Origin of the sequence: Paenibacillus brevis (genome assembly GCF_018919145.1) — a bacterium.
Taxonomy (GTDB): Bacteria; Bacillota; Bacilli; order Paenibacillales; family Paenibacillaceae; genus Fontibacillus; species Fontibacillus brevis.
The window spans coordinates 75,729-94,971 of record NZ_JAHLQJ010000010.1 but is presented as its reverse complement, the minus strand read 5'-3'; the positions used below and the strand labels follow the sequence as shown (position 1 = coordinate 94,971).

Annotated in this window: 22 protein-coding genes and 1 riboswitch; of the genes, 1 reads left to right on the top strand and 21 read right to left on the bottom strand. The window is 51.3% G+C overall.

Features of this window, described 5'->3' with window-relative positions:
- Positions 1-17: 17 nt before the first annotated feature.
- From KQJ23_RS12895 to KQJ23_RS12885, 3 genes are read right to left on the bottom strand one after another with little or no spacing between them, the layout of a single operon-like run.
- Complete coding sequence (locus KQJ23_RS12895) at positions 18-797, bottom strand: response regulator transcription factor (protein WP_216479292.1); 780 nt, start codon at positions 795-797, stop codon at positions 18-20.
- Complete coding sequence (locus KQJ23_RS12890) at positions 794-2,551, bottom strand: sensor histidine kinase (protein ID WP_346779393.1); 1,758 nt, start codon at positions 2,549-2,551, stop codon at positions 794-796. The genes KQJ23_RS12895 and KQJ23_RS12890 overlap by 4 nt, the downstream gene beginning before the upstream one ends.
- A 20-nt stretch (positions 2,552-2,571) precedes the next feature.
- A complete protein-coding gene (locus KQJ23_RS12885) occupies positions 2,572-3,510 on the bottom strand; it encodes a helix-turn-helix domain-containing protein (protein ID WP_249529732.1) in 939 nt (312 codons plus the stop codon).
- A gap of 191 nt (positions 3,511-3,701) precedes the next feature.
- Between KQJ23_RS12885 and KQJ23_RS12880 the strand changes: the two genes are divergently transcribed.
- On the top strand, positions 3,702-5,819 hold the full coding sequence (locus KQJ23_RS12880; RefSeq protein ID WP_216479393.1) for a glycoside hydrolase family 52 protein: 2,118 nt from the start codon (positions 3,702-3,704) through the stop codon (positions 5,817-5,819).
- A 101-nt stretch (positions 5,820-5,920) separates the two neighbouring features.
- Here the strand turns inward: KQJ23_RS12880 and scpB are convergent, their stop codons facing one another.
- The 18 genes from scpB to KQJ23_RS12785 all read right to left on the bottom strand — a co-directional run bounded on the left by scpB (position 5,921) and on the right by KQJ23_RS12785 (position 19,243).
- On the bottom strand, positions 5,921-6,538 hold the full coding sequence (gene scpB / locus KQJ23_RS12875) for an SMC-Scp complex subunit ScpB (RefSeq protein WP_216479291.1): 618 nt from the start codon (positions 6,536-6,538) through the stop codon (positions 5,921-5,923).
- Positions 6,507-7,298 carry a segregation and condensation protein A gene (locus KQJ23_RS12870; RefSeq protein WP_216479290.1) on the bottom strand — a complete coding sequence of 264 codons (792 nt, stop codon included), beginning with the start codon at positions 7,296-7,298 and terminating at the stop codon, positions 6,507-6,509. Before KQJ23_RS12870 ends, scpB begins: the two co-directional genes overlap by 32 nt.
- A gap of 103 nt (positions 7,299-7,401) precedes the next feature.
- Entirely contained in the window at positions 7,402-7,866 is a 465-nt protein-coding gene (gene ribH, locus KQJ23_RS12865) for a 6,7-dimethyl-8-ribityllumazine synthase (RefSeq protein ID WP_216479392.1), read from the bottom strand.
- Positions 7,867-7,903: 37 nt separating this feature from the next.
- On the bottom strand, positions 7,904-9,142 hold the full coding sequence (locus KQJ23_RS12860; RefSeq protein WP_216479289.1) for a bifunctional 3,4-dihydroxy-2-butanone-4-phosphate synthase/GTP cyclohydrolase II: 1,239 nt from the start codon (positions 9,140-9,142) through the stop codon (positions 7,904-7,906).
- 36 nt (positions 9,143-9,178) lie between these two features.
- On the bottom strand, positions 9,179-9,856 hold the full coding sequence (ribE, locus tag KQJ23_RS12855) for a riboflavin synthase (protein ID WP_216479288.1): 678 nt from the start codon (positions 9,854-9,856) through the stop codon (positions 9,179-9,181).
- Positions 9,837-10,967: a bifunctional diaminohydroxyphosphoribosylaminopyrimidine deaminase/5-amino-6-(5-phosphoribosylamino)uracil reductase RibD gene (ribD, locus tag KQJ23_RS12850; protein ID WP_216479287.1), complete on the bottom strand. Its 1,131-nt coding sequence runs from the start codon at positions 10,965-10,967 to the stop codon at positions 9,837-9,839. The genes ribE and ribD overlap by 20 nt, the downstream gene beginning before the upstream one ends.
- A 198-nt stretch (positions 10,968-11,165) precedes the next feature.
- Positions 11,166-11,334, bottom strand: a riboswitch (FMN riboswitch).
- A 429-nt stretch (positions 11,335-11,763) separates the two neighbouring features.
- Entirely contained in the window at positions 11,764-12,243 is a 480-nt protein-coding gene (locus KQJ23_RS12845) for an ArpU family phage packaging/lysis transcriptional regulator (protein WP_346779398.1), read from the bottom strand.
- 62 nt (positions 12,244-12,305) lie between these two features.
- Positions 12,306-12,977 carry a putative metallopeptidase gene (locus KQJ23_RS12840; protein ID WP_283571179.1) on the bottom strand — a complete coding sequence of 224 codons (672 nt, stop codon included), beginning with the start codon at positions 12,975-12,977 and terminating at the stop codon, positions 12,306-12,308.
- 54 nt (positions 12,978-13,031) lie between these two features.
- Entirely contained in the window at positions 13,032-13,820 is a 789-nt protein-coding gene (locus tag KQJ23_RS12835) for an MmcB family DNA repair protein (RefSeq protein ID WP_216479284.1), read from the bottom strand.
- Entirely contained in the window at positions 13,817-13,993 is a 177-nt protein-coding gene (locus tag KQJ23_RS12830; RefSeq protein ID WP_216479283.1) for a hypothetical protein, read from the bottom strand. The genes KQJ23_RS12835 and KQJ23_RS12830 overlap by 4 nt, the downstream gene beginning before the upstream one ends.
- A gap of 11 nt (positions 13,994-14,004) precedes the next feature.
- Positions 14,005-14,352: a hypothetical protein gene (locus KQJ23_RS12825; RefSeq protein WP_216479282.1), complete on the bottom strand. Its 348-nt coding sequence runs from the start codon at positions 14,350-14,352 to the stop codon at positions 14,005-14,007.
- Between the two features lie 37 nt (positions 14,353-14,389).
- Positions 14,390-14,644 (bottom strand): hypothetical protein, encoded by a 255-nt coding sequence (locus KQJ23_RS12820; RefSeq protein WP_216479281.1) that lies wholly within the window; start codon positions 14,642-14,644, stop codon positions 14,390-14,392.
- A 283-nt stretch (positions 14,645-14,927) separates the two neighbouring features.
- A complete protein-coding gene (locus tag KQJ23_RS12815; protein ID WP_216479280.1) occupies positions 14,928-15,119 on the bottom strand; it encodes a hypothetical protein in 192 nt (63 codons plus the stop codon).
- 50 nt (positions 15,120-15,169) lie between these two features.
- Positions 15,170-15,343, bottom strand: coding sequence for a hypothetical protein (locus KQJ23_RS12810; protein WP_216479279.1), 174 nt, complete (start codon positions 15,341-15,343; stop codon positions 15,170-15,172).
- On the bottom strand, positions 15,340-15,801 hold the full coding sequence (locus KQJ23_RS12805) for an ASCH domain-containing protein (RefSeq protein WP_216479278.1): 462 nt from the start codon (positions 15,799-15,801) through the stop codon (positions 15,340-15,342). Before KQJ23_RS12805 ends, KQJ23_RS12810 begins: the two co-directional genes overlap by 4 nt.
- Positions 15,798-16,016: a hypothetical protein gene (locus KQJ23_RS12800; protein WP_216479277.1), complete on the bottom strand. Its 219-nt coding sequence runs from the start codon at positions 16,014-16,016 to the stop codon at positions 15,798-15,800. The genes KQJ23_RS12805 and KQJ23_RS12800 overlap by 4 nt, the downstream gene beginning before the upstream one ends.
- Before the next feature lie 18 nt (positions 16,017-16,034).
- The gene (locus tag KQJ23_RS24190; protein WP_430522298.1) at positions 16,035-17,432 is read right to left on the bottom strand and encodes a DNA-methyltransferase; all 1,398 of its coding nucleotides are present in this window, start codon (positions 17,430-17,432) and stop codon (positions 16,035-16,037) included.
- Positions 17,429-19,243, bottom strand: a complete 1,815-nt coding sequence (locus KQJ23_RS12785; protein ID WP_216479275.1) for a DNA cytosine methyltransferase — start codon at positions 19,241-19,243, stop codon at positions 17,429-17,431. The genes KQJ23_RS24190 and KQJ23_RS12785 overlap by 4 nt, the downstream gene beginning before the upstream one ends.

The window sequence follows — 19,243 nt, the reverse complement described above, 5'->3', positions numbered from 1 at the left end:
TTTTATTAGTTATTATTCTACTTTTTTTGGCTTCTGTATTTGCTTGGACTTAATCCCTCATAGGTTTTGAATACTTTAATAAAATATTTGTCGCTTTGATAGCCTACACGTTCGGCAATCTGAGCGATGGATAATCCGCTGTGAAGCAGCAACTCCTTGGCCCGCTGCATGCGGAGCCGGCTGACATACTCGCTGAAGGTCAATTCGGTCTGTTCCTTGAACAATACGCTGAAGTAGCTGGGATTCAGATGAAGCATATCCGCCACTTGCCGCATCGTAATCGGTTCATGAAAATGCTCGTCCAGAAATACGAGCGCATCACGGATAAGCGGATTGTAGTTGACGCGGGTTGTCTTCGTGTCCAGCAGATGCGGATCAATGAGCTTCTCCATCGTCTCGATGCGATAGCGGCTGTCTTCGATCAGCAAGGCTTGCTCAACAGCCTGTACCAGTTGATGCTTGTCCACAGGCTTGAGCAAATAATTAACCACGCCAAGCTGCATCGCCCTTTGAGCATATTCGAATTCGGCATAACCCGAAATAACGATCGCAACCGGATTGCAGTGCTTGTGTCGCTGCTGCATTTCGATCAGTTCGAGCCCGGTCATGCCCGGCATTCGGATATCCGTAACCAGCAAGTGGGCAGGATGATGCTCCAGCCATAGCAATGCCGCCTGGCCGCTCTCCGCGCACTCAATCCGGTACCGCCCGGCGGACCAAGCCTCCAGTGTCTTTGAAAACCCTTGTCTTGTACGAATTTCGTCTTCTACGATCAGTATCGTCCGGTTCTCAATCATAATGGTCCTCCATATTCGCTTGGAATCTCAAAGCTTACGCTAGTGCCTTCTCCCGGCCTGCTGATCACTTCCAGTTCGTGTCTCCCCCCGGAGACGCCGTCATAATACAGACGAAGACGCTGTCTTACATTGACAACCCCGACTCCCGTTCCTTTGGAAGACACTACTTTGCCCCCTTCCATCGCCTGCCACAGACCTCTCAGCGTATCCTCCTCCATGCCCGGTCCGTTGTCGCGGACGGTGATTCTGACGTAACCATCACGATTCGCAGGTTCGACGCTGATTATAACCTCTCCCGGCCCCTCCATATTTTCCACCCCATGCCTGATTGCATTTTCCACAAGCGGCTGAATCAGCAGCTTTGGAATTTTGAGGTGTTTAAATTCAGAAGCATCGATCGACCAGGTTAACCGGTCGGCCAGCCGGATATCCATCAGTTGCAAATACCGTCGAATATGTGCCAGCTCATCTTCGATCGTCACCCATTCATCCTGATTGGGGGTGCTGATCGTATATCTGAACAGACTGGACATGGAGACCACAAGATTCGCAAGCTCCTCTTCCCCCTTTTCCTCAAGCGACCAATAAAAAGCTTCTAGTGTATTAAACAAAAAGTGCGGATTGATCTGGGCCTGAAGCGCCTTCAACTCGGTTCGGCTCTGCAAAATCTCTTTTTCGTAGACTACCCGTATCAATTCATTCATATTTTCAACCATTTGATTATACGAATTGTTCAATTCATTGATCTCCATCGTATTCGAGAACATCGGGTTAGGCTGCAGAACTCCGAATCTCGCCCCCCTCATCGCCTTGATCAATTTAAAAATCGGGCGTGTGATCATTGTGGACAGAATCAGCGACATAATCAGGAAGAGCAGAACACCGATTGCTCCAGAAACCAATATCGCTGTACGCAAGGTGGAAATGCCATTCGTAACATAGCTTACGGGCGTAAAAAATACAAGCGTCCAGCCCGTGGTCTCCGAGTATTGCTTCACCTCAATGTAATCGCTTCCGTTAATTGAAATATTCTTCTCTTTGTTACCCAGCAGCTGAGCCAGATCCAGTCCGGAATCCAGATTGAAATTGGTCGTAATCGGTTGCTGGTTCGTATCGACCAGCAGGATGGATTCGCCTGCTTCCCCGCCGATTTGCTCATCAAACTGAAAATAAGCTTTATCCAAGCGCAGCATGAGAAATCCCCCCGACGAGAACCACCGGTCTACCAGACTCACCCTTTTTAACGCAAGCACTGAAGACGAGTCGCCTGGATCTATGCCCAGCCAGACAAGCTCTCCTTTTCCCCGGTCTGCCGCCAGGATCCATTCCTGGTCAATAGTGTCGGTAAGCGGGATATCGTTCAAGGGGAACAGCCGCTGATAATCGTTACTGTATAACTCAAGCGCTTTGATTCCGGTGACGTAGGATTGATAGCTTCCCAGGATCGACAGCAAGGATTGCCGCGCACTGAAAGGCGTTTCTGCCCCTTCGACTTCGGAGAGCAGTAATTCTTGAATATATTCGTTCGTTGCAATTTGAGTCGTGATCGTATCGATTTGGGCAATCAAGGCGTCAAGTCGCCCATTCGCCTGTATTGCCGTCTGTCCGATATGCTTCTCGGCATTGGACTTCAGCATCGTTGATACGTTTGAGTAGGTGAGCACGCTGGCAATCCCCAACACGAACAGCATAACAAGCATAAAACCCACAAAAATTTGGTTTCTGAGCGTGAACCACCGTCTCGGTCTCTTCACTAGAATCCGTCACCTCTCCGTTAAAGATGAAATCTGCCCCTGAATTTCCCTGGCGATTCGCCGGTCCAGCGCTTGAATTGTCGGCTGAAATGGGCGATATCCTTGTATCCGAGCCGCATCGAGACGGCCTCCACCGTCATATCCGGTTCCATTAGCAGCAGCTTGGCCTTCTTCAGCTTCAAAGCCGATAAATACTGGCGCGGTGACATGCCGTAAACGCTGCGGAATATGCGATTGCACGAAGATGGGCTATAACCGAAGCCCGCCGTTATCGCAGCCACCGTCTCTCTCGACCTCTCCGCGATCCTATCCTCTTCCCGGACTGCTTCCCTGCCGGGATCTGGCCACAGGTCCGGAACTGCGACGCTGCGCTCCAGCTCCGCGGCAATCTCCGAGGCAATTTTCGTTATTCTGCTTCCGGCAGAGCCCGGATGCTCCAGCATCGTTAATCCGTCGATTAAGCCTGCAAACAGTTCGAATACGGCAGACATCGTCCTCATTTTATCTGCTGGTCTGTTGTCGATGTCTGGCGTGGTCAGCGTAATCAGCTTGTCCAGACATGGCCGGATAAGGTTGACAAGCTTGCTGTCTGACAGGTGCAGGAAATCCTCTCTCCTGCACAGCATTTCCCAGAGGCTTCGATCGTCGACATTAAAGTGAAGGCAATAATAAGTCATTTGCTCCGACCGCACGCTCAAAGTCTCATGAACGATTTCGGGGGGCAGCAGAAGGAAATCTCCAGGCTTTTGAACATAGCGCTTTCCTGCGACTATCATCTCCTGCTCGCCTTCCAGCACCAGGTTCACTTCAAAGAGGGGATGACTGTGGCGTGGATAGGACCAGCCCATCGTTACAGTCCTCAAGTGAGCAGCGAACAGCCTGAATGTGGAATCCATGTCCGGAAGCATATACTCGGCAACTTGATGCTCGGCAACTTGATGCTCTGCAATGAGATTCAATTATTTCGCCTCCCTAACCATTGCTTGCTATCCCTGCAAGGTGATGCTCAATTTGGGTAAATAGTTTGACGGTTTGGATATGGGATAGGTTCATAGACCTTGCTACAATCAAACTAACACAGGATCGACTTTATGAACAGGAGGGAATCATCTTGGATAAGTATAAATTTTTCAACTCCCATCATTCCCCTATGGGGGCGTTTGCCAGTTTCACATTAGGTTATCCGGGCAAAAGCGGAGGCTTCGATCTGGAGCTCGGCAGCCCGCCCAACCAGAATATATATATCGGACTGCAGGAGGATGGCCAGGACCGATATCGTGCCCTGCCGTTCTTCGGAACAGGACTCGACGAGCGGGACCGGTATACGACAGAAGACCGCTCCGCTGATGAAGACGCCGAGCACAAGGAAAAGTCCAAGACGGACAAGCTAATCGTCCCGTTTGACCGTCAGGAAATCTCGCGCCAGTTCGGGCCTGCCTTTGATGAGTGGAAGGCTGGGGATCTTACCTTCCGCCTGATCTCGCCGTTTGAAGGGATTCCGGACCCGAAGGCAGCAGGAGATGAGGAGCTTCGCTACGCGCTTCTCCCGGCTGTCTTTGCGGAAATCACGGTGGATAATACGAGCGGAACCTCATCCCGTAAAGCCTTCTTCGGCTTCCATAGCATCGATGCATATAGCGCGGTGCGCCGGCTGGAGGACACGACCGACGGAGAAATCTGCGGCATCGGCCAGGGACGCCATACAGCGATTGCAAGCAAGGATCCAAGAGTGACAAGCGCGGGCTTCTTTACGATCGAGCAGATTTTACAGCCCAAGGTGCCGGAGAATCTCCACTTCGGACTCGGGCCGGTCGGGGCCTTGCTTATGGATACGCCGGCAGGCGAAAAAGCGACTTACCGTTTTGCCCTCTGTTTCTACCGGGGCGGCTATGTGACGACAGGAATAGATGCGTCTTATTACTACACCAGATACTTCTCCAATATTGAAGATGTAGCCCGTTACGCGCTTGCCCATTTTGACCAGAAGCTGGAGACGGCCCGCAAATCGGAGGAATTTCTTGACGCGCCCCATCTAAATGAGGATCAGAAGTTTATGCTGGCTCATGCTGTCCGCAGCTATTACGGTTCGACTGAATTTCTAGAGCATCATGGGGAACCGCTTTGGATCGTCAATGAAGGTGAATACCGGATGATGAACACGTTCGATCTGACGATCGACCAATTGTTTTTCGAGCTGAAAATGAACCCGTGGACGGTCAAAAATGAACTGGATTTATTCACGAGCCGTTACAGCTATCAGGATACTGTGTATTTCCCTGGCGGGGATCGCGCCTATCCCGGCGGCATCAGCTTTACGCACGACATGGGGGTTGCCAATGCCTTTTCCCGTCCGGGTCATTCCGCCTACGAGCTGCACGGACTCGACGATTGCTTCTCGCATATGACGCATGAGCAGTTGGTGAACTGGGTGCTCTGCGCTTCAGTCTACGTCGCCCAGACCCGTGATACGGATTGGCTCGCACGAAATCTCCCTATCTTCGAGCAATGCTTGGAAAGTATGGTCAACCGGGATCATCCGGAGCCGGAGCAGCGCAACGGCATGATGGGACTGGATAGCTCCCGCACCATGGGAGGCGCGGAGATAACGACCTACGACAGCCTCGATATCTCGCTTGGGCAAGCACGGAACAATATTTATCTGGGCGGAAAAATCTGGGCCGCATATATCGCAATGGAACGCCTGCTGCGGGACAATGGGCGCGGAGAACTGGCAGAGATCGCCGGCTGGCAGGCCGAGCTTTGCGCTCGGACGATCACGGCACAGATGAAGCCGGAAGGATATATCCCTGCCGTTATTAAAGAAAATAACGACTCCAAAATTATTCCTGCGATCGAAGGGCTTGTCTATGCGCTGTATACGGATTGCGAGGAAGCCTTGAGCGAGGAAGGGCGGTTCGGCGAATATCTCAGAACGCTGTCTACCCACCTGGAGACCGTGCTTAAGCCAGGTATTTGCCTGTTCGAAGACGGCGGCTGGAAGCTGTCATCCACCAGCAACAATTCCTGGCTCAGCAAAATCTATCTGTGCCAATTCATCGCTCGGAAGATCTTCGGTCTTCGTTGGGATGAGCAAGGTATCGCCTCCGATGCCGCGCATGCCGGTTGGCTGCTCTCCGAGAAGAACGCTTATTGGAGCTGGAGCGACCAGATGATGGCCGGGGTCATTTGCGGAAGCAGATATTACCCGCGCGGCGTCACGGCGATTCTGTGGCTGGATGAAGCTACGATCAAGTGCGCAGCAGTATAAGCAGGATTGCTACTAATTTCTGCGTGCAGGGAACAAAAAAAGCCGATCCTCTCTTGAGGAATCGGCTTTTTCCTGATTTTTCTATACAAAGCAGCAAAACTTCAAGCTTCCCCGCCAGGCTTGTCCACGTCGTCAATGGTCAGTTGCTGCTCCTCAAGTCTCTGGAACAATAACTGAGTCTCCTCTTCCAGCTGGTCGGTAGTCTCAAAATCGGACAAGTCCGGCAAATCCTTCAGACTCGCCAGTCCGAAGTAATCAAGGAAGGCTTTTGTCGTACCGTACAAGATTGGTCTGCCGATGGCTTCCGCCCGCCCCACCTCTTCAATAAGATCTTTGTTGACCAAGGTATGAATGGCCCGTTCCGATTTCACGCCGCGGATCTCTTCAACCTCAATTCGTGTGATCGGCTGACGGTAGGCAATGATGGATAGTGTCTCCAGAGCAGCTTGGGACAATGTTGAGCGGGAAGGCGAATAAGCTAGTCTCTCAAAATAATGCGCATGCTGCGGCAAGGTTGCAAGCTGGTAATTGCCCGCGATTTGCAGGATCTGAATACCTCTTCCTTCACGCTCGAACGATGACTTCATATCTGTAAGCGCGTCGGTGATTAATTCCTGACGCTGCTCCGTAACCTCCGCAAGCTGCTTGATACTGAGGCCTTCCTCTCCCGCAAGAAACAGCAAGCCTTCAATAATCGATTTCAAGTCCTGAAAATTCATCTGCCTTGACTTCCCCTCTCCACTCCATGACAATATCATCGAACAACTTGTTCTGATAACATACAATTCGCTTCATCTTCATAAGCTCCAGCACCGCGAGAAAGGTAACGACAATCTCATGCCGATACATTTCCTCATGCAGCAGCTTGGAGAACAGCAGCCTTCCGCCGACCCCCACATCCTCCAGGGCATTCAATATTTCCTTTATCCGGTCCTTGACCGAGATTTCATCCCGATGAATCCTTGCCACGACATTGCGCTTCATCGACTTCCGGATGGCCTTCTGGAACATAGCAATCAAGTCGGATGCATGCAGCCCCTTCACCGGGTTCTCTTCGATCTCCGGCAGGAATGGGGAAAGGTCCTCAGGCTCCTTGGAAAAAATCAGGCTGCGCTCCCATTCACGTTCGTGTAAATGCTCCGCTATCCCCTTATATTTACGGTATTCTATCAGTTGGCGGATCAGTTCATCCCTTGGATCCTCATCCTCCAGATACTCGTAATCATCGTCAAATTCGATAACAGGAGGCTTGGGAAGCAACTGCTTGCTCTTGATCGACAACAGCGAAGCTGCCATCACCAAAAATTCGCTCGTCACTTCCAGTTCGAGCTCCTGCAAATTATGTAGATATTCAAGGTATTGATCTGTAATCTCGCTAATCGAGATTTGATGGATGTCGATTTCCGCTTTATCAATCAGATGCAGCAGCAAATCAAGTGGTCCTTCGAAAGTTTCCAGTTTATATAATACCGTCGTCAATGAACTTCCTCCAACTTTGTGAGCTTGTCTGCATCCATAAATTATAACATTAAACAAATAAAAAGTAGTACCCAAAATTACATGGGTACTACTTTAATAAGCATTATTTTAGCTGATTCGTCAAGTTTGCCATTTCAATCGCCGCCGTGGCTGCGTCCCAGCCCTTGTTCCCGGCCTTCGTCCCGGCACGTTCAATGGCCTGCTCAATGTTCTCGGTCGTCACGACGCCAAAGATCGTCGGAACGCCTGTCTTCAGACCGATTGCCGCGACACCCTTGGCAACCTCATTGCAGACATAATCATAATGCGAGGTTGAACCTCGGATTACAGTCCCCAGCGTAATAACCGCATCATATTTTCCGCTCTCGGCCAGCTTCTGGGCGGCAAACGGGATTTCAAAGGCTCCAGGAACCCATACCACACTCACTTCCTCATCCTTTACCCCGTGGCGCTTCAATGCATCCAGCGCTCCGCTAAGCAGCTTGCTTGTAATAAACTCATTAAACCTACCAACTACGATGGCATATTTTAGTCCGCTCGATACCAGATTTCCTTCGAATACTTGCATTTGTGTCATTAAGAACTCATCCCTTCTTCAATTCTTATTAGTTATTTGCTGATTCATCTTGCTCCAGGTCATCAAATTCCAGCAGGTGGCCCAGCTTGAGCTGCTTGGTGTGCAGGTAGCCTGTATTGTCTTTGTTCTCCTGAATTTGCAGGGAGACCCGCTCAACCACTTGAAGACCGTATCCTTCTAGTCCGGTAATCTTCCGGGGATTATTGGTCAACAGGCGTATATTCGTAACTCCAAGATCTTTAAGAATCTGCGCACCGATCCCGTAGTCCCGAAGATCTGCCGGGAATCCAAGCTTCAGGTTGGCATCGACCGTATCCAGTCCCTGCTCCTGCAGCTTATAGGCCTTTAATTTGTTAACCAGGCCGATTCCCCGTCCTTCCTGGCGCATATAGAGCAGCACGCCTCTTCCTTCCTGCTCAATCTGACGAAGGGCCGCTTCAAACTGCGGGCCGCAATCACAGCGGTGCGAATGGAATACGTCACCGGTCAAGCATTCCGAATGAACGCGCACCAGCACCGGTTCTTCCCCGCTAACATCGCCTTTTACTAAGGCAACATGCTCTTTGCTATCTACTTCATTCGTATAAGCTACTGCTCTGAATTCACCGTAATCCGTAGGCATCCGAACCTCGACCTCCCGGGTAACGAGCTTTTCCTTCTCGTTCCGGTAATGTATCAGGTCTTTGACACTGATCAGCTTCAGGTCGAACTTGTTCGCAATCTCTACCAGGTCCGGCAAGCGGGCCATACTCCCATCCGGCTTGATAACCTCACAGATAACACCTGCCGGGTAGGAGCCGCACATTCTGGCCAGATCGACAGCCGCTTCGGTATGACCAGCCCGGCGCAACACGCCGCCCTTCTTGGCGATCAGCGGGAACATATGCCCCGGTCTCCGGAAGTCTGCCGCTTTAGTCTCGGGGTTCATAAGCTGCTTGACCGTCATAGCACGTTCATGCGCCGAGATTCCTGTAGTCGTGTCCTTATGGTCTATCGACACCGTAAATGCGGTCCCATGATAATCCGTGTTCTGTGCTACCATCGGCTGAAGTTCCAGTTCCTCTGCCCGCTCCGCCGTAATCGGCAAGCAGACTAGTCCCCGACCTTCAGTGATCATGAAATTTATGACCTCGGGGGTTGCTTTTTCGGCAAGTGCGACAAAATCCCCCTCGTTCTCCCGGTCCTCGTCATCCACCACAATGATGACCTTTCCGCGCATCAGCTCATAGATTGCTTCTTCAACACGGTCCAGCTGTATATCACTCATCTCTGCATCTCCTTCCAACCCATTCTTGATCCCGACTTATACAAATCCATGAGAATTCAAAAAGGACATATCAATGGCGGATTCGGCTCGACGATCAGGAGCACCGCCACTACCGTTCATCCTGCCGTACTTAAGTAAATGTTCTACATATTTCCCGATACAGTCGCATTCCAGATTTACCGTATCGCCCTCCCGTTTATGAACAAGCGCCGTCTCAGCCAGTGTATGCGGAATGATCGACACTCCAAACCGGCCATGCTCAACCATAGTCACCGTTAGGCTAATACCGTCGATTGCAATAGAACCCTGAGGGATAATATATCTGAATATACTTTCATCAAGAGGCTCAATCTCGTAGATCACCGCATTCTGGTCCCGCTGAATTCGGGTAATCTTTCCAGTTCCATCAACATGGCCCTGGACAATATGTCCGCCGAAGCGTCCGTTTGCCGCCATGGCACGCTCCAGGTTCACCGGACTTCCCGGTCTTAGCTCCTTCAAATTGGAATGACGATAAGTCTGCGGCATCACATCCACGGTGAAGCTTCCCTTATCAAAAGAGACAGCCGTGAGGCATACTCCGTTTACCGCAATACTATCGCCGAGCTTCAATCCTTCAGTCACAACCGTTCCTGAAATGCCCAGAAGCATCGCTTCACCCTTACGCCCAATACTCTTCATCGTTCCTACTTCTTCAACCAGTCCCGTAAACACGGTTCTCCTCCTTTCGCTCAGGGATCCCTCTTACGCAAATGTTGTCGCCGCCGATTATTTCCACCTCAAGATCCTTGAGCCGGATACCCTCCTCCATGCGGTCCCAGCCCGCAAAGGTGAACGCCCCCGGCGCTTGAAATCCCCCAATCAGCTTCGGTGCGAGGAATAGAATCATCTCATCCACCAGGCCCAGCTCCAATAGCGAGCCGTTAAGACGACCGCCTCCCTCGACCAGGATCGAAGAGATTCCCCGTGCTCCCAATTGCTTCAAGGCTTGGTTCAGGTCAACCTGAGCACCTGCTCCGCAGATCAGAACCTCAATCCCCCGGCCCTGCAGCCCTTTCATCCGAGAATGATCGGCTTCTTCAGTCGTCAGCACTATGGTGTGGGCTAGACCGTCATTTAATACACGGCTCTCCGAAGGCATAGACAACTTGGAGTCAGCGATAATCCGGACCGGCTGAATACCCGGAACCTCCAGTCGGGTCGTTAATTGCGGATCATCCGCTGCTACCGTACCTGCGCCTATCATAATTGCTTGATGACGGTGCCGCATCGTGTGGACCATCGCTCGCGATGCTTCATTACTGATCCATTTGCTGTCTCCGCTTCGAGAAGCGATCTTGCCGTCCAAGGTACAGGCCGTCTTAACCGTCACATAGGGCATCCCAGTAGTAATGAATTTATTAAAGAAACGGTTCAGCTTGATCGCACGTTCCTTAAGAACACCTACCTTAACTATAATGCCTGCCTCTTCAAGGAGCTTAATTCCCCGGCCGGCAACCTGCGGGTTGGGATCCTCACAGGCAACAACCACACGAGCTACCTGTTCATGGACAAGCCGCTCAGCACAGGGAGGAGTCAATCCATGATGGCTGCAGGGCTCCAGCGTGACATATACTGTGCTGCCAGCAGTTGCACTGCCAGCCATATTCAACGCGTGTACCTCGGCATGCGGCGTTCCTCGCTGCATATGCGCTCCCATACCTATCACTGCCCCATCCTTGACGACCACAGCGCCGACGACAGGATTGACTCCTGTTTGCCCTTGCGTCCGCTCGGCCATTTGAATCGCCAGCTCCATATAGTATTCGTCATTCAGTCCGATCACATTTCCACCTCCTTTGCTCATGTGTAATAGCACAAAAAAACCTGCCGGCATCCGGCAGGGTTGAGAGTGAGTGTACGCAAATAAACTATTGTCAGGAATGTCCCTTTTCCACTATGTGAAAAACAGAACTTTCCAGCAATAATTTACACTTCAACTTAATTACACATATACGAAAAAAAACGATGTGCTTCGTTGATGCGTCTCCTTCTCCCATCCAGACTATACTGTCGGTCCCGGAATCTCACCGGCTCAGCCGTATACAACCAACTGCTGTATACAGGTCACGGACTTGTGCGCCGTCCACTTTCGTGCTTCTGACGACGCCATCACCGTCGGTAGGGAATTTCACCCTGCCCCGAAGGATAAACCATTAAATTGTTTATTTCCTGTAGTTATGATCTAGTATCCTTTCATGCCCTAAACCCCTGAGTTTATTGGGATTTCAGTTGATTCTCGATCTGTTCGGTGTCTTCTTGTTTCCAATGAATCCACCAAGTTTCCTACCAAAAACCTACCAGAGCCCTACCAAAAAGGACATGAATCCAACCACAGCTTTTGCGGTTATGTTAACACCAAGAAAAAGAAAAAGCAAGGGCATTTGCCCCTGCTCTATTCTTGCTCCCCACCTTCAAACCATCTAAAGAATGGATCGCGAGGGATTTTAAACTCACCCCTACCACCAATTCGATGCACTGGGAATGGCGGGTTGTCATTCAGAAACTCATAAGTTTGTCTCCTACCCATTTCTAATATTTCCTTTATGTGTTGAGGGTTTAGACTCAATGGTAGTTCTTCTTTACTTATCGCCATCATTTTCACCTTCCTCATTTTTCTTTGCTACAACATGAATGCGCAAGTATAATGCCAATTTGTAAAATGCTTCCCATCGATATTTTTTGTACAGGGTCCAGCTGATCTCAGGTTGAAATTCGTGATTGTACACCCTCTGGTCAGTTATATAGTCGCTATCTGCAGCCATATACCTGCGCTCAATTAGGAACCTTTCCATTCTTGGGAGCCTAGCCACTGCCCTCTCGATCCTTTCGCAATAAGCCCTTCTAGCGGCATTCTTGTCCGTGTTGTAAACCGCAATGCTAGATGTTTGATCGCTTATTCCTCCACCTCGCGGCAGGTCGCTATAATTCGCTGTCATGCTTGCTTCTCGCTCTTCAAATGTGAGGTATTTGCACTTCCTGTATTTATCAAATGCTTCAATGACGGCTTTCTTCGTCTCTCTTGCGTCTAATTCGGGCAAAAAGTCATCCCCAAGGCTCATCTGCTCCAAACGCTCTCACCTCCATCGTGAGGGGATTCCCCGACCGAAGCCGGGGAGCCAAACTAAAACGGCAGGTCATCGGGATCTACGTCATCCACGTGACTCATCGGATCGCCGTCCGCGTCTTCCAGCGCTTCGTCGAGGGTCATCTGGTTTTCGTCCTCCAGATCTACAGTTCCGTCCGAATGGATCTTGCCCCGCACTCCTTCGCGCGGCTCTGCATGATCTTGTCCAGACGCTGCTGCTGTTGCCTCTTCAATCGTCATTTGATCAGGGTTGACCTCTTTAATTGCCAAGGCTAGGCGCTTCACATCCTCGGTCGTGGTACCATGCCGCTTGATAACCTCTACAAACGCCTCGATGTCTGGCGGTACTGTCTTGAGCAACGGGCGACCATCTGCGTCCTCAAGCACATTTCCGTTTTTATCGCACTTTACATCAAGGCCGAACAACGCATGATCCAGTACATACAGGTGCTGCGGGTTGCTCATTTTGTTCCACATGTCGGCATTGAGATACAAGATGGCGTCCTTATCCCACGTGCTTCTGAGGTCGTCACCCAGGACCTTGAACTTACCGAACACCGTCTTACCTTTGGACTTCCAGCCCCCGTGCTTCATGAGGATCAGAAACTCCGAATCTTTGAATCTAACATGATTCGCGTTGATCATATCTCTAAGAAGGTCATATGTTTCGTCTAATGCCTCAGTGTGGAACTTCTCTGCTTTTGCCATGTTCGTTTCCCCTCTCGGAATAATTATTGGAATAATTTCAGGTGGATTTGACACTTACTCGCTTGCCGCTGGCTTGATCAATTGCTGCAGGCGCTCTGCCTCACTCACTATCTTAGTCAGCGTCGTGATCACCTGCGGATTTACTCCTGTCGAGAGCCGCTGCTTCAGGTCGTCCTGCCAGTTATTCCAGGCTCCCAAGCGGATGCCATATTCGGATAACAGTTCCCTTACTTCCTGCACCAGCTCGGAATCTCTTTGAAGCCGTTTCTTCTCCCAGTCTTCATCCTCGACTTTCTTCCGTAGCTCAAGGATCTCGGTGACCAACTTCGACCCGGCAACTTTCCCAAGCCTCGCCCGGTCCGTTTTGTCCGCTATATAAGCCTGCATCATCTCTCGCTGGCTGCTAAAAAACGGGTGCCTGTCCGGCTCAATCCGGGACATGAGCATGTACATGTACATCTCTGTCGGTATCTCAATCATCCGATGCTTGGCTGGGCGCTCTGATCGCAGGGCTCCGGTGTCTGGATAGTAATAGATTAATCCAACATTATCCGGAAGCTCATCCTTTGTGATCAACCCTTTCGGGCAGACAAAGCTGAATTTATTGCAATAAGCCATGTAGCCCGGCCATTTGGTATCGCGTGTAAAGTCACTACGACTCACCTTGACCTCGTAACCAGTTATGCAGGGGTTTGCCCAGCTACGTTTCATGGCCAGAGCGTCGAACTTTAGAAGCTCTTTGTTATTCCACGTCTGGCCGGTCTTTACCTCAGTGAGAAACAGGTCGTCTGTGTGGCGGTTGGCGAGTGCGTGCTTGACCTGATCTGCTCGCACCTTACTCATCTCCCCGTCCCCCACTTCTTGATATATTTGCCGTTGTGCCCCTTTTGAGAGGCCGTGATCGTATTGTCCGTCTGCTTTCGGGGCGGTGGTGGTCCGTCTGCCCCTATGCGCTTGCAATGCTCAGCGACTTGCTCCGGCGTCCAGTGTTCGGTTTTAAGGCCGTTGTCCAGCATTGTCGTGCCTCCTATTGCTGTTGGATTTCAAACGCTTCTCTGTACTGCTTTCTTGTGATCCCTAAGAAAGCTGGTTCATAGTTTTCACATACATCTTCGAAATCCAGTCCAATGATGGCATCTTGTCCATACTCGGCTATCATTATTTGCTTGTGCGCGGCATGCCAACGCTTCTGCTCCTCGAAGTCTTCTAAGGTCGGTTGAGTCAGGTCTTTTCTTGCTATGAGGTATGCACATTCGATATCGTCAATCGTCACATCAAGCCGTTCGTGGCTCCAATCGCCCACATCTGGTGATGCCGCTAAATATCTATCTGGCTCCTTCTTATTTCTCAAGGCCATTACAGGTACTTGATTCATGTAATTTCCCTTCCTTCGCTAAAGTTCGAACTACGCATTAAAACATCTGCAGTTGAGTGCCATAAGCTGCATCTGGCGGCGGCATATGCTCGGGCCTCAATCGCAAGGCCATGAGTCCACCCTTTGTCTCACCTGCATATTCAAATCCTGCTTTAATCCAGGTATATCCCCAAGTCTCTTTGCCTCGCACCATCGTAGGCTTAACTTTTCGGCGGTCGATAAATGTAACCATGCCCAACGGTGGAGGATCTCCGAAATATGAACGAGTGGCAGCCACGGCTTGTGTAATCATTTTTGATGCTTCGCCAGCTCCCTCATTTCTAAAAGCTGAACACATCCACGCGCCAGCCCATTCGTGCTTTACGTACTCCGCAAATGGATAAGATGTCACCCATAATGCTCGTCCTGATTGGTTTTCGGCGTAAAGGACGAGGCAGCGCCCAGGTGGTACAAACTGCGGCGAACCGATCTTCTGACGGTTGTAATGCCGATCCGCTATCTCTCGGGCTTTAGGGTCTGCTCTATGAGACACCCCCCACATGACATTCACCGCCCTTCCTTCACTCTTTGGGTCATTAAGGCTCATAAATGCCATTTTTGAAGAATAGATCTTTTAACTCTTCCATGCCCTGCTGGACTGTAATCCGCTTGTTTTGCATCCGATTGAAAACGCCCAAAGCACGGAATCTATCTTGATCTGGCATAGTGCGGATCAGGGCAAACACATCATCAATGTTTTCAAATTTCGGAGCCGGCTCTTTACTCAAAGCAGCACCTTCCTTCGCAATATGGGTCTCATGTGGCACTATGGCCCGGACTATTTCTGCACAGCAGCTTTTTCAAGGATGTACTCCGTTCCCTTTTCGCCATTCCCACAATCAAAAGGATTAGACATCACTACTACCCAGCCGCCCTTTAGGGCCTCTCTTAAATCTAAGGTTGGATTTATAAATTTCCGCGGATACGTCCTCACTACTTTTTGCTGTTTCAAGTTGCTTCACTCCCTGCGCATTTCCAATTCCAAATCCCTAGTTGCCCCTTTGCAGGTATGGGTTCATCCAACTTCTGAATATCGTCCATTTGAAATGCATACCGCCCCGAATCGTACCATCCGAAGGAAAACTCTTTATCCAAGGTAGTAAAATGGGTCGCCCGAGTGTCGGCCTGTAAAATGACCACACCACCCAGCACATCACGCATTACCTTGAAGCACTCATTAAGTTCTGCAATTGCGACTACCGCCCCGGTCGGAAGGTTATCCGCCGTATATCCATGCCGGGCGAGAGCCGCCTTGATTTCGGGCACCTCGCACGCTTCCTTATCGATCTTCTTTCCCGCATGGATGGCGATCTGTCCTCTATGCTTAGTGGACCAGCTGCGTGTCTCGTAATGTTTTTCACCGAGGGCGATTAGTGTCGCCCAGGGCTGTAATATCGTTATGGCTTTCATGCCCCATCCTCCTTGCTTATGGCTAACAGAGAAATACATTTTGTATCTACTTGATCAGTAACACCTTCATACAGAGTGCTTTCTGCCGAAACCGTCCCATCAGGCCAGAGCTTGCCTTGAACGATTTCTCCTTTTCGGAACACCTTCACAAGGCGACCCCAATTGTCCCAGTAGATATCTTTGATGACTTCAAATTCGCAGGGTTTCCAGTCCATATTTATCAACCTTTCGGATTAAAATAACGTCATCTGCTCAATCTCCTGCGGCGCTCGCTGCACCGCGAACCGATCCCAGTTTGCTGCTGGCCATGACCGCGCGCCGTCTGGATGCCTGAAATATACAACCTCATGCCCGTGGGGCAGGGTCAGGCGCTCTACAAGCCGCGCTGGCCCCTCCCTGATGGTGTTAAGGTCATGCGTCCAGTCGCCAGGTGGTGATGATTTAATGTTGGATAACAGCGACATGCATTGGTCGTGCGTGAGCTGGCGCATAGTCCGCCTTCCTCCTCTTGCCGCCAGAACTAGATGTTCAATGTCGGCTGTATGATTGCGGTCCGGCGCTCTGCGATCTCCACGTATTGCGAGCCGATTTCTATAATCGTGCATTCCCGGTTGTTTTCCTGGGCGACCTTCAGTGTCGTTCCGGATCCGCCGAACGGGTCCAGGACTGCCCCCCCCAACTGGTGCTCCGGCCATGATGCACGGCTTAATCAGCCATTCCGGGAATACAGCAAAGTGCGCCTCGGAGAATTGGGCGGTCGGGCCATTCCAAACGGAACGCTTATTGCGGGAGCCGTAATACTCCCTGTCCTCCCTGTCCTCCCTGTGCTGCTTGGGCTGCCCAGGTACTTCCCCCTCATTTACCTGCCGTTTGAAGCTGTACGCTTTGCCAACCGCCTTCATGGTTCCGTTCGTTTTCCCGCCGCCGTTGCCCCGGTTGCTCCCGCGCTGCCCTTCGACATCCTGCGATAATCTGGCGAAGCTCGAAGGGGCCATATGTTCCTTGATCGCTTCATGGTCAAAATAGTACCGTTCGGACTTGGCCAACAGGAAAAAGTATTCATGGGCCTTCGTTGGTCGGTCCGTAACGCTTTCCGGCATTGGATTTGATTTGCTCCAGATGTTGTCCATTCGGAGATACCAACCATCAGCTTGCAGTGCAAACGCGATGCGCCACGGGATACCTATCATGTCTTTCGACTTCAGTCCGTTGGGCATCGATCGCCCCGGGCGAACACGGTCAATCTCTCCCTGTTTATCTGACAGATAGTGCTTACCGTGATACCGGGCGTTGAATCCTTCATCCCGTCTCGGTCCTCCGCCAGCATAACTATCTCCGTAATTAATCCAGAGTGTCCCGTCAGGCCGGAGTAGACGCCATACTTCCCGAAAGACAGCCACACTATGAGCGACAAACATTTCTGGTGTTGGCTCCAATCCGAGACACCCGGTCCATGCCGGAACGGTAATTGATGGCAACCCCGGCATCGGCGTATATGTTGTCTCCGGCCATTCCGTCGGCGGAATGCCGTAATCTCGCAGTCCCCAATATGGCGGGGAAGTTACACTGGTGTTGAAGCTCTCGGCCTCAAGTTGGGGCATAATCTTCATGTTGTCGCCCTGTATAATCATAGGCTGAATGCCACCTGCCCAACTGCTGGCTTGTAACGTTCCAATGCCAAAGTCTGGCCTGACCCCACGCACATCTCCGGAAGGTTTGAACGGACCAGCGCCTCAGCGAATGGCGGCGGTACTGCATTGCCACAGCGGGCAACCTGAGCGCTCTTGGGATACTTCTTCCCGTCAGCATCCACGTCGATAATGTATTTTGCTGGAAATCCCTGCGCTGCAAACAGTTCATGTGGCTCAAGCATCCTCATGCCGATATCAACGATCTGATAATCAACGCCCTCCACCGTGACCAGCCCAAACCGGTCTTTTGTTGTGACGGTGTGCAGTGGCTCATCCAACTGCTGTCCGTTGTCGGCACTGCCGTAATACTTGAGCAAGAAGGCTCGGACCTCTCCGACGTGCAGACCGCCAGCTGTGATGGTTGGCATCGGCTCGGTAACAGGCTGGCCGTCCTGGCAGGTCCCGCGCAGCTTGACCAGATGTGATGTGACCAGTGCGTTATGATCGACGGTTGTTACTGTCGGCGCTGGCTCCTGCAAATCAGCGCCTGGTCCCGTGTAGTTTCCGCCGTAGTGTTTGGCCAAGAACGCGGTAACCATCCCCATTGCATGAGCGGCACCTGCGGGCCGAGCAGATCCGGCGCCGCTGGTCACTGTATGCAGCGGTTCATCTACCGAATGCCCCACCGCACCTCCCCGAAACTTGGTAATATGCGGGACGGCAAGCACCGCCTCAACAAGTGCATGCTTTCTTCCTCCTGACACCACTGTCCCGAGAGGCTTTTGTAACCCAGGAGCCCTAGGAGCTTGTCCCGGTCCCTCACCGTAACCGATCTCTATCAGCGTAGGACTGACGACCATATGATGATTACCTGTTGTGATAGTTCGCAGCGGTTCATCTGGCGAGCTACCGGGATGACCAGATGTGTTTACCCCAAGAATGGGAGTAACAAGTAGGTGCTCCGCCTTTGTAGTGACTGTGGTCAGTGGATCCTCCAACTGATATTGCAACCTGTCGCCACCAAAACCAGTTTGGCCGATTCTAACTATGAAAGGACGTGGATTATCGATCACGAACCGCTGGATTCCCCGTGCAATCCGGCGCATAGTATTTTCGGCCAGAGGCTTCTTGCGCTCAAAAATGCTCGGGCACGGAATCGACCAGTCAATGATCTCCGCAGCTGTCCGCCACGGCTTAAGCTTTCCGCTCTTTACCTCTTCGCTCTCTGGGTCACCGTGTGTCGGTTCTGGCCAGACTATCGGGCGACCGTCTCGGCGGGCGACCAAGAAAAACCGTTTACGGATAGTCGGGGCGCCATAATCGCATGCCCGCAGTTCCCGGCTCTCCACCTTGTATCCAAGGTTTTCGAGTTGAGATTTCCAGTGCTCATAGGTCTGACCCTTTTTGCTTTTTACTGGGCGACCTTTGCGAACCGGTCCCCAAGTTTTGAATTCCTCGACATTTTCAAGGATAATGACTCGAGGTCGTACCTTTCCTGCCCACTTCAACACGATCCACGCCAGGCCACGGATTTTCTTTTCCACGGGCTTTCCGCCCTTGGCCTTGGAGAAGTGTTTGCAGTCCGGCGAGAACCACGCCAGGCCTATTGGCCTTCCAGCAGCCGCTGACCTCGGATCAACATCCCATACGGACTCGCAATAGTGTTCCGTCTCTGGATGGTTTGCACGGTGCATGGCTATAGCTGCCGGGTCGTGATTAATGGCAATGTCTACACTGCGCCCTGTGGCTAATTCGATTCCGGTGGAAGCTCCGCCCCCGCCGGCGAAATTGTCTACTATGATTTCTCGCAT